Origin of the sequence: Erwinia rhapontici (genome assembly GCF_012271765.1) — a bacterium.
Classification (GTDB): domain Bacteria; phylum Pseudomonadota; class Gammaproteobacteria; order Enterobacterales; family Enterobacteriaceae; genus Erwinia; species Erwinia rhapontici.
In genome coordinates, this window is the sequence record NZ_VRKO01000016.1 from 432156 (window position 1) to 442241 (window position 10086).

General features: G+C 50.4%; 14 protein-coding genes. All 14 read left to right on the forward strand.

The features are described 5' to 3' along the window. The first annotated feature begins 73 nt into the window (after positions 1-73). The 14 genes from FVB43_RS18915 (at position 74) to FVB43_RS18980 (ending at position 10063) form a co-directional block, all read left to right on the forward strand. Positions 74-1300, forward strand: a complete 1227-nt coding sequence (locus tag FVB43_RS18915) for a phage portal protein (RefSeq protein ID WP_167864529.1) — start codon at positions 74-76, stop codon at positions 1298-1300. Beyond that, complete coding sequence (locus tag FVB43_RS18920; protein WP_197931314.1) at positions 1290-1940, forward strand: HK97 family phage prohead protease; 651 nt, start codon at positions 1290-1292, stop codon at positions 1938-1940. The genes FVB43_RS18915 and FVB43_RS18920 overlap by 11 nt, the downstream gene beginning before the upstream one ends. A 14-nt stretch (positions 1941-1954) precedes the next feature. After that, positions 1955-3163: a phage major capsid protein gene (locus tag FVB43_RS18925; RefSeq protein WP_167864531.1), complete on the forward strand. Its 1209-nt coding sequence runs from the start codon at positions 1955-1957 to the stop codon at positions 3161-3163. A gap of 36 nt (positions 3164-3199) precedes the next feature. Continuing rightward, positions 3200-3469 carry a hypothetical protein gene (locus FVB43_RS18930; protein ID WP_167864532.1) on the forward strand — a complete coding sequence of 90 codons (270 nt, stop codon included), beginning with the start codon at positions 3200-3202 and terminating at the stop codon, positions 3467-3469. A gap of 32 nt (positions 3470-3501) precedes the next feature. Continuing rightward, a complete protein-coding gene (locus FVB43_RS18935; RefSeq protein ID WP_167864533.1) occupies positions 3502-3825 on the forward strand; it encodes a head-tail connector protein in 324 nt (107 codons plus the stop codon). Next, entirely contained in the window at positions 3822-4211 is a 390-nt protein-coding gene (locus tag FVB43_RS18940; protein WP_167864534.1) for a phage head closure protein, read from the forward strand. The genes FVB43_RS18935 and FVB43_RS18940 overlap by 4 nt, the downstream gene beginning before the upstream one ends. Continuing rightward, positions 4204-4713 (forward strand): hypothetical protein, encoded by a 510-nt coding sequence (locus tag FVB43_RS18945; RefSeq protein ID WP_167864535.1) that lies wholly within the window; start codon positions 4204-4206, stop codon positions 4711-4713. The genes FVB43_RS18940 and FVB43_RS18945 overlap by 8 nt, the downstream gene beginning before the upstream one ends. Beyond that, the gene (locus FVB43_RS18950) at positions 4710-5270 is read left to right on the forward strand and encodes a phage tail terminator protein (protein ID WP_167864536.1); all 561 of its coding nucleotides are present in this window, start codon (positions 4710-4712) and stop codon (positions 5268-5270) included. The genes FVB43_RS18945 and FVB43_RS18950 overlap by 4 nt, the downstream gene beginning before the upstream one ends. Positions 5271-5273: 3 nt before the next feature. Then, positions 5274-5465 carry a DUF2635 domain-containing protein gene (locus tag FVB43_RS18955; protein ID WP_167864537.1) on the forward strand — a complete coding sequence of 64 codons (192 nt, stop codon included), beginning with the start codon at positions 5274-5276 and terminating at the stop codon, positions 5463-5465. Further along, entirely contained in the window at positions 5465-6955 is a 1491-nt protein-coding gene (locus FVB43_RS18960; protein WP_167864538.1) for a phage tail sheath subtilisin-like domain-containing protein, read from the forward strand. Before FVB43_RS18955 ends, FVB43_RS18960 begins: the two co-directional genes overlap by 1 nt. Continuing rightward, entirely contained in the window at positions 6955-7311 is a 357-nt protein-coding gene (locus FVB43_RS18965) for a phage tail tube protein (RefSeq protein WP_167864539.1), read from the forward strand. Before FVB43_RS18960 ends, FVB43_RS18965 begins: the two co-directional genes overlap by 1 nt. Beyond that, positions 7308-7631: a phage tail assembly protein gene (locus tag FVB43_RS18970; protein ID WP_167864540.1), complete on the forward strand. Its 324-nt coding sequence runs from the start codon at positions 7308-7310 to the stop codon at positions 7629-7631. Before FVB43_RS18965 ends, FVB43_RS18970 begins: the two co-directional genes overlap by 4 nt. A gap of 84 nt (positions 7632-7715) precedes the next feature. Then, positions 7716-9590: a phage tail tape measure protein gene (locus tag FVB43_RS18975; protein ID WP_167864541.1), complete on the forward strand. Its 1875-nt coding sequence runs from the start codon at positions 7716-7718 to the stop codon at positions 9588-9590. A 41-nt stretch (positions 9591-9631) separates the two neighbouring features. Next, the gene (locus FVB43_RS18980) at positions 9632-10063 is read left to right on the forward strand and encodes a hypothetical protein (RefSeq protein ID WP_167864542.1); all 432 of its coding nucleotides are present in this window, start codon (positions 9632-9634) and stop codon (positions 10061-10063) included. Positions 10064-10086 lie beyond the last annotated feature (23 nt).

A 10086-nucleotide genomic window follows, 5' to 3' on the forward strand; every position in this document is an offset into this window, starting at 1 on the left:
TGTGCCTATTGTGGTCATGGCTCGCAGCACGATTTTTATCTACGCAGAAAAAAAACGTCGCAGGGGGTAACTGATGTTTTTCCCCGGAATGTTCAGAAAAAACGATACACCAGTAACAACGGCTGCCGAACTGGCTCATGAAATAGGTCTCACCTATGACACCTACACTGGCAAGCGTGTGAATAGCCAGAGAGCAATGCGCCTTACTGCTGTATTCGGTTGTATCAGGGTATTGTCGGAATCCATAGGAATGCTTCCGTGCAGCCTTTATAAATCAACAGGGAAAGGCAAAGAGAAAGCAACAGGAGAGCGCCTGTATAAGCTCCTCTCACTGAAGCCTAATGACTATATGACTCCTCAGGAGTTTTGGGAGCTGGTCACTGTTTGCCTTTGCCTGCGCGGCAACTTTTACGCCTATAAAGTCAAGGCGCTGGGCGAGGTTGTAGAACTGTTGCCGCTTGATCCCGGATGCGTGTCGCCATCCCTAAACAGCCAGTGGAAGCCCGTATACCGGGTGACGTTCCCAGATGGTTCTACGGATGTTCTGGGGCAAGACGATATCTGGCATGTCCGCATTCTGACCCTTGACGGACTGGTAGGGCTTAATCCGATAGCCTATGCGAGAGAGGCGATTTCTCTTGGTCTTGCAACAGAAGAGCACGGCGCACGCCTTTTCGGTAATGGTGCTGTAACTTCCGGCGTTCTTCGGACAGATCAGACACTCAGCGACACGGCATTCAATCGCCTCAAAGCCGATTTTGAAGAAAGGCACACTGGGCTGGGTAACGCGCACAAACCGATGATCCTTGAGATGGGGCTCGACTGGAAGTCTATGGCGTTGAGCGCTGAAGATAGCCAGTTTCTTGAAACAAGAAAATTCCAGCTTGAGGAGATTTGCCGACTGTTTCGCGTGCCAATGCACCTTGTGCAGAACACTGACCGCGCGACATTCAGTAACATCGAAAGTCTGGGTATTGGTTTCATAAATTATTCACTGGTTCCTTATCTGACTAGGATAGAACAGCGAATTAATATCGGGCTTGTGAGGGAAAATAAGCAGGGGACCTATTACGCAAAATTTAATGCCGGTGCATTACTGCGTGGAGATATGAAGTCCCGCTTTGAATCGTATGCCACAGGAATTAACTGGGGAATGTTTTCTCCGAATGACTGCCTTGAGCTTGAGGACCGAAACCCTAGACCTGGAGGAGATATTTACCTCACTCCGTTAAATATGACAACCAAGCCTTCAGACGGCAGCAAACATAAACAGGAAAATATCGATGAGCATACTGACTAAACAACGCCTGGATGTACCGCTGAAACTGAAGTCAGTCAGTGACTCCGGTGAGTTTGAAGGCTATGGCTCGGTATTTGGCGTGAAGGATAGTCATGACGACATTATTTTGCCGGGTGCCTTCGCAACATCGTTGGCTGCATGGAAATCAAAAGGCGGAATGCCTGCGATGCTCTGGCAGCACCAAATGGCCGAGCCCATAGGTGTTTATACCGAAATGAAAGAGGACGAGGTGGGCCTTTTCGTAAAAGGGCGATTGTTGATAGATGACGACCCGTTAGCAAAGCGCGCACATGCACATATGAAGGCCGGTTCTTTAACCGGCCTTTCTATTGGCTACGTATTAAAAGACTGGGAATACGACCGGGATAAAGATGCTTTTATCCTCAAGACCATAGAGCTATGGGAGGTTAGCCCGGTTACTTTCCCGTCCAACGATGAAGCCCGCGTCAGCGATGTTAAATCCGCTTTCGCCCGTGGAGATACACCCGCTCCAAAGAATATTGAACGAGTCCTGCGCGACGTTGGACTTTCCCGCACCCAGGCTAAAGCGTTTATGGCCTCGGGATATAGCGCCCTTTCTCAGCGTGATGCTGCCGATCTGGGCGTTGCCTTACATGCACTTAAGTCCCTTAAATTTTAATCTGGAGTACGAAAATGGCTGTAGACATTAAAGATGTTGAAGACGTCGCGAAAAATTTGCAGAAAAGCTTTGATGAGTTCCGCGAAAAAAACGACAAACGCCTTGAAGCTGTAGAGCAGGAAAAAGGCAAACTCGCCGGGGAAGTTGAAACCCTTAACGGCAAGCTAACTGAGCTGGACCAACTTAAGTCCGATCTTGAAGCTGAACTTAAATCCATTAAACGCCCAGGTGGTGGCACAGTCAGCAAAGAGGCAGGTGAGCATAAAGCTGCTTTCATGGATTTCATGCGCAAGGGCAAAGATGACGGCCTACGCGACCTGGAACGCAAAGCGTTGCAAGTGGGCGTGGATGAAGACGGTGGTTATGCAGTTCCGGAAGAATTGGATCGCGCCATTATTGAACTTCTGAACGATGAAGTCGTGATGCGCCAAGAGGCTACCACCATTACCGTGGGCGGGGCGAATTATAAGAAATTGGTAAACCTCGGCGGCACTAATTCTGGGTGGGTTGGTGAAACTGATGCCCGTCCTGCAACAGACGCCTCAAAGCTCGGTCAGATTGAACCTTTTATGGGGGAAATCTACGGCAATCCGCAGGCCACGCAGACCATGTTAGATGATGTATTCTTCAATGTTGAAGACTGGATCAATAGCGAACTGGCAATTGAGTTTGCTGAAAAGGAAGAAGTTGCCTTCACCAGCGGTAATGGCACCAAAAAGCCAAAAGGGTTTCTGGCTTATGCCTCCAGCCTGGCTGATGACAAAACCCGCGCATTTGGCACGTTGCAGCACCTCCTTTCAGGTGCCGCTGGTGGCGTGACGGCTGATGCCATCATTAAGCTCGTTTACACGTTGCGTAAAGTTCACCGCAGTGGCGCTAAGTTCATGATGAACAACAACAGCCTGTTCCAGGTACGCATCCTTAAAGATGGGGAGGGTAATTACCTGTGGCGTCCTGGTCTTGAACTGGGTCAGCCTTCAACTCTGGCCGGTTATGGTGTAGCAGAGAATGAGCAGATGCCTGACATTGTGGCAGATGCAAAAGCTATTGCATTCGGTAACTTCAAACGCGGCTACACCATCGTTGATCGCATCGGTACTCGCATTCTGCGTGACCCGTATACCAATAAGCCATACGTTGGCTTCTACACCACCAAACGCACTGGCGGAATGCTGGCTGATTCCCAGGCAATTAAATTGCTTCAAATCGGCACGGCTGCTTAACATCCGGGGCTTCGGCCCCATCCTTTGAGGTCACTCATGATCAAATTACTTAAAGAACTTAAGTGGTCACCAGATGGCTGCGCTGTAGAAACCATTTCGGCAGGTGAGTATCAGGTAGGAATCCTGCCGCCTCGTGCCGTAGCCATTGCCCTGGAGCTGGGTTTTTTGGAAGATTCAGAATCCAGCGACACTCAGCCACCACTGGGAACAATTGTAGTCACTGACTCTCCAGTCGTTACTGACCCTGTTGTAGTCACTGACCCTGTTGTTGTCACTGAAACGGAAGTTAAAAAAGTCAAAAAATAACGCGCCTCGGCGCGTTTTTAATGGGTGGAATCATGATTCTGACAATAGCCTCAATAAAGCAGCAACTCAGGCTGGAGGAAGATGACACCAATGAGGATTCATTGCTTGAGGCTATCGGCATGGCTGCGGAATCAAGAACCGCAACTTTGCTGAATAGGCCAATTTACGCCAGTGAGTCCGAAAGGCCAGATGGGGATGATGTGGGTATGGTTGCAACTGCTGATCTTCGTCTCGCCATGCTGATGCTGGTTTCTCACTTTTATGAGCACCGGTCATCTGTTTCTGATTTTGAACAGACAGCAACGCCGATGGCATATGAGTGGATTGTCAGGCCTTACAGGTTTATCCCGCTATGAGAGAACGACTATCCCAGACCAGCGCGACATTCAGTTTCCCCGATCCTGGTGAACTGGATAAGCGAGTGGAATTACGTCAACGCCTCGATGTGCCAACATCGGATTTTGGTGTTGAACCTGAATACCACAACGTCAGAAAAGTGTGGGCGAAAGTCCGGCAGGTTGGAGCGGGGACGTATCAGTCATCAGTACAGTCAGATGACATCATTACTCACTACATCACGATCCGCTATCGCCCAGGTATAACGTCTGATTTTGAGATTGTTATAAGCGGGCAGGTTTACAGGATTAAGCGCTCCCGCGATCTCAACTCCGCACGGCGCTTTTTGTTGATGGAGTGCGAAGAGCTGGGGGCGGTGCAGCGGGGAGGTCCTTCATATGGCTAAACCACTGCTTCACGTCGAGTTCAAGCAACCTGACGAGCTCGTTTTCAACCGCGCACGGATGCGTAAAGCGTTCATTAAAATCGGCCAGGTACACATGCGAGACGCCAGACGACTCGTGATGAACCGTGCGCGGTCAAATCCCGGTGAAAATCCGGGATACCGGACCGGTAAGCTGGCCCGATCGATTGGTTATTACGTTCCGCGTGCGTCCAGTCGCCGCCCTGGCTTGATGGTCAGAATAGCGCCAAACCAGAAGCGCGGGGAGGGTAACCGGCTCATTGAGGGGGACTTCTATCCGGCTTTCCTCTTCTACGGTGTTCGCCGGGGAGCGAAAAGGAAAAAAAGCCATCATAAAGGCAAGTCTGGCGGCTCTGGCTGGAAAGTTGCTCCGCGTAATAACTTCATGACGCAGGTGCTGGAAAACAGGAAGTCGTGGACGCGTTACATCCTTAGTCGTGAGTTGAGAAAGTCCCTTCGACCACAGAGGAAGAAAAGTAAATGAAACTGTCACCGATTATCGGCGCAATTCGGGGGCGATGCCCTTTTTTTGCTAACAATGTCAGCGGAGCAGCAGAATTCAAAAACCTGCCTGAAACTGGGAAAATGTTGTTACCCGCTGCTTACGTTATTCCTGTTGAAGATATCGCAGGAGAGCAAAAAACCCAGACCGATTACTGGCAGGTGATAAAAGAGGGTTTCTCTGTTGTCGTCGTGCTGGATAACACCCGCGATGAACGCGGCCAGGCCGCAAGTTATGACGTGGTTGATACAGTCCGCGCCGAATTATGGAAAGGCCTGCTCGGTATGCGACCAGACGAAGATAGCGACATCATCGTTTACGCTGGCGGGCAGTTGCTGGATATGGATCGCGGTCGCCTTTATTACCAGTTTGACTTCACCTGCGACAGGGAAATTAATGTCGAAGATACACGGCAACAGGAAGAGCTAGACAGTCTTGATGACTTCCGTGAGATAGGTCTCAACATCGACTATATCGACCCCGGCAACGGGCCAGACGGCATCATAGAACACCAAACAGAAATCAACCCCAGCGAGTAAATCATGCAAATCAAACCCGTAGAAGGGCGGTCGGTTCCCGATCCCGCCCGTGGCGACCTTTTGCCTAAAGAAGGGCGAAATGTCGACAAAAATAGTTACTGGCTCCGTCGCCTGGCGGCAGGGGATGTTACCGAAGTAAGCGCATCTTCTGCTGAAAAGGCGGTTGTCGCTGCAAATAAAAAAGGCGGTGAGTAATGAATTTCCCCTCCATCCCTTCTGATATCCGTGTGCCGCTATTCTGGGCAGAGATGGATAACAGCGAGGCCAATACAACGCAGGATAGCGGTCCCGCTTTGCTGATTGGTTGCGCGAATACCGACAGTGAAATCGTAAAGAACAAACTCACTATCATGCCGTCAGCGTCACTGGCCGGAAAACTGGCAGGGCGCGGAAGCCAACTGGCGCGAATGGTTGCACAGTATCGTAAAGTTGATCCTTTCGGTGAGCTGTGGGTGATTGCAGTCAACGAAACTACAGGCGCGGCCGCTACCGGAACGCTGACACTTAGCGGAACTGCGCAGGCAGCAGGCACACTCAGTCTTTATGTCGGCATTGTCCTGGTTCAGGCCCAGGTATCGACAAGCGATAATGCCGCCGTTGTTGCGACAACCCTGGCTGCTGCCATCACCGCAAATCCTGACCTGCCAGTAACAGCTACGGTGGAAACGGGCGTTATTACACTGAAAGCCCGGCACAAAGGCTTAACGGGCAACGATATCCCGCTGATGTTGAATTACCACGGCACTGTTGGTGGAGAGAACACGCCAGAGGGTATCAACGTTGCGATCACGGCAATGGCTGGCGGTACGGGAGCACCGAATTTAGACCTGTCGATTGCAGCAATGGGCGACGAGCCTTTTGATTTCATCGGTTCCCCTTTCAGCGATGCGGCTTCACTCGAAGCGCTCAAGCTGGAAATGAATGACGGCTCCGGCCGCTGGAGCTATGCGCGTCAGCTTTACGGCCATGTCTATACGGCGAAAAAAGGGTCGCTTTCTGACCTGGTGGCCTTCGGGGATACGCAGAATAACCAGCACATCACTGTGGCTGGTTATGAAGTGGATAACCAGACGGCGGGTGACGAACTGGCTGCGCTGCGAACCGCGCGTAATGCGGTGTTTATCCGTAACGATCCGGCGCGGCCAACACAGACCGGGGAGCTGACTGGCGCACTTCCGGCACTGGCAGGTTCCCGCTTCACGCTCACAGAGCAACAATCACTACTGTCCCACGGTATCGCTACAGCCTATGCAGAAAGTGGCGTGCTGCGCATTCAGCGCGATATCACCACGTATCAGAAGAATCAGTACGGGGTGGCAGATAACAGCTATCTGGATAGCGAGACGCTGCATACCAGCGCTTATGTCATCCGTCAGTTAAAAAGCGTCATTACCAGCAAATACCCACGTCACAAGCTGGCGAATGATGGTACTCGCTTCGGTGAAGGGCAAGCCATTGTTACCCCGGCTGTTATCAAAGGGGAGATGTGCGCAATTTACCGCCGCATGGAGCGTGCGGGTATCGTTGAAAACTTTGAGCTTTTCAAACAACACCTGATCGTAGAACGCAACGCCAGCAACCCGAATCGTCTGGATGTTCTGTTCCCGCCTGATTACGTCAATCAGTTGCGGGTGTTCGCGTTGATCAATCAGTTCCGTCTGCAATACAGCGAGGAGGCAGCATAATGGCCCGTATTGGTGGTACATGTTACGTCAAAGTGGACGGTCAGCAGCTGTCACTAACCGGTGGCATTGAAGTGCCGATGAACACCAACCTTAAGGATGACGTTATGGGGCTTGATGGCTCCGCAGACTACAAAGAGACTCACCGCGCACCGTATACCAAAGGTACGTTTAAAGTGCCAAAGGGTTTCCCGTACGACAAGCTGACATCTTCAGATACGATGACCATCACATCCGAGCTTGCGAACGGGCAGGTGTACGTACTCTCAGACGCCTGGGTACACGGTGAGCTTAATCATAACGCCGAAGAGGGCACTGTGGATGTTGAGTTCCACGGTCAAGAAGGATTCTACCAATGACAGAATTAGTTCTCTCGAAACCGATCATGGCGCACGGTGAGAAAGTTAACGTGCTTGAACTTCGTGAACCCACTTATGACGAAGTGGAGGCTATTGGCATCCCATTTTCATATAACGCCAGTGGTGAAATGAAACTGGACACCGGGAGCTCACTGAAGTACCTGCCGATCCTCGCAGGCATTCCACGCTCATCAGCCAGCCAGTTATCGCTGAAGGACGTGTTTATGGCCTCAATGGCTATCGTCGGTTTTTTTACGGGGTCGGAGCCTTTGAAAACCTCAGAAAGCGGCTCTACAACACCGCCCACTTCTGGCGAATAAACCCACTGGAATTAAAGACTATCGGCATCTCCCGCTTCCTTGAAATGGAAGCGGAAGCCGTACGCATCAATGAGGAGATGAACCGTGGCCGATAGTTTTCAGCTTAAAGCGATCATCACCGCCGTGGACCAACTTTCCGGTCCATTGAAGGGGATGGGTAAGAGCCTGAAAGGCTTCCAGAAGGAAGCATCAGGCATCATGATGAACGCGGCTGCGATGGGGGCCGCAATTACCTCTGCCTTTGTTATTCCGATTAATCAGGCAATGCAGTTTGAATCAACGATGGCTGACGTGCGTAAAGTCGTGGATTTCGACACGCCGCAGCAATTTAAGCAGATGGGTGAGGATATCCTGAAGCTTTCCACTCAGCTACCGATGACCGCTGATGGTATCGGTCAGATCGTCGCGGCTGGTGGGCAGGCTGGTATAGCGCGTAACGAGCTTAAGCAGTTCGCTACAGATGCAGTAAAAATGGGCGTGGCATTTGACCAGACGGCTGAAGAGTCCGGGCAGATGATGGCGCAGTGGCGTACCGCGTTCAAAATGACCCAGGGCGATGTTGTCGGGCTCGCTGACAAGATCAACTATCTGGGCAATACCGGCCCGGCAAGTGCCGGGAAAATTTCAGATATCGTTACCCGAATAGGTCCGCTGGGTAGCGTTGCAGGACTGGCATCAGGCGAAATTGCAGCAATGGGCGCAACCATCGCTGGCATGGGTGTTGAGTCCGAAATTGCAGCAACGGGTATCAAAAACTTCATGCTTTCCCTGACATCTGGGAAATCGGCAACCGCGTCACAGAAGAAAGCCTTCAGGGCTCTTCGCATCAGTCCTAAGCAGCTTGCCGCAGATATGCAGAAAGATTCAAAAGCGGCAATGTTGAAAGTACTGGACTCACTTGCGAAATTACCTGCCGCCGAGCAAGCGGCAACGCTCACATCAATATTTGGTAAAGAATCACTCGGAGCAATAGCACCTTTGCTTACGAATCTGGACCTGCTGCGTACCAACTTTAAAAAAGTCGCGGAGACCCAGCAGTACGCAGGTTCAATGCAAAAGGAATACGAGTCACGTGCGGCGACAACGGCCAACGCCGTACAACTGATGAAGAACCAGTTTACCGCCGCGAGTATCAGCATAGGCGATATGTTCCTGCCTGATATTGTGAAAATTACGCAGAAGATACAGCCATTGATTGAGCGCTTGCGGCAGTTCGCTAAAGCTAACCCTGAAATGATCCGTTCAACCTTCAAGTTTGGTACAACGCTTCTGGGAACCGGTGCAGCAATGGGTGTTGTTGGGAAAGCACTTAAAACCTTCGATTCTATTATGAAGATGACCACGCTTGGGAAACTGGTTTCGTTACTGGTCATTGCTGGTGGGTTGATCGTCAGCAACTGGGATCAGGTTGGCCCGGTAGTGAAATCTGTCTGGAAAGATATTGACGGGATAGCTGAAGCGCTAGGCGGCTGGGAGAATGTGCTAAAAGTTGTTGCAGCGTTCACTGCTGGTGCATGGCTGGTTTCAATGAGCAAGGGGCTTGGCGGCGCAAACAAGGAAGCCGGAAAGCTCTCTGGCAATCTTCGTGATATTGCAAAGATGGGGCTGATAAGCGTCACTATCGGCGTTGCGATAGATATGTTCAACAGGATCGGTGAGCTTCATGAAGAGGCGGCAAAACAAAACATCAGTACCGGGCAATTGATAGTGAATAACATTAAACAAAAGGAATCAGACCGTGGCTATCATGGGTTTATCCCGCGCCTGAAAGAACTGCTGGGGATGGATCAGCCTGGTGATAAAGCTGCGGGACTGGTGCAATCGCAAAAACCGCAGCAGGGCGAGTTGAAAGTTTCTTTTGAAAACGCACCTCTCGGCATGCGCGTTGCTCCAGCTGGAAGCGCGTTACCGTGGTATCAATACGATGTTGGATACAATAGATTTTCACCCCAAAAATAATTCTATACAATGAAGAAGGATTCATTAAATGGAGATTTATTTTGAAGAGGACTTTATACACCGCAGTTTCATTAATCCTGCTATCAGGATGTGACGCACCCCCAGAGGGAAAAGACAACACCCCTGAGTATGTCATAAGTGCAAAAAGCGACATTGGGGCAGCGCTAGTCGCGAACGTTTATAAAAACCCTGACTTTAAATGTGAAAGTATTCCTGCAAATGATGGGGTGTGGTCTATGGGATGCTTCATTCATGAGGAAAAACCCGGGCCTTTCTTATTGTTTGCAGTTGTGCAGAACAACGAAAACCCACCATTCGATTACAAGCTTTACGCAGTAAACGGAAAAGCAAAACAATTGGCAGAAACGCCATCCTTACAGATGTTTAAAATTGATGCCCAAAATAATATGAACACGGATTATGAAAAGGTAATGCAAACGTTCATAAATGAGTTTGTCACAAATAAAAAATAAACCGCTTCGGCGGTTTTTTTTCG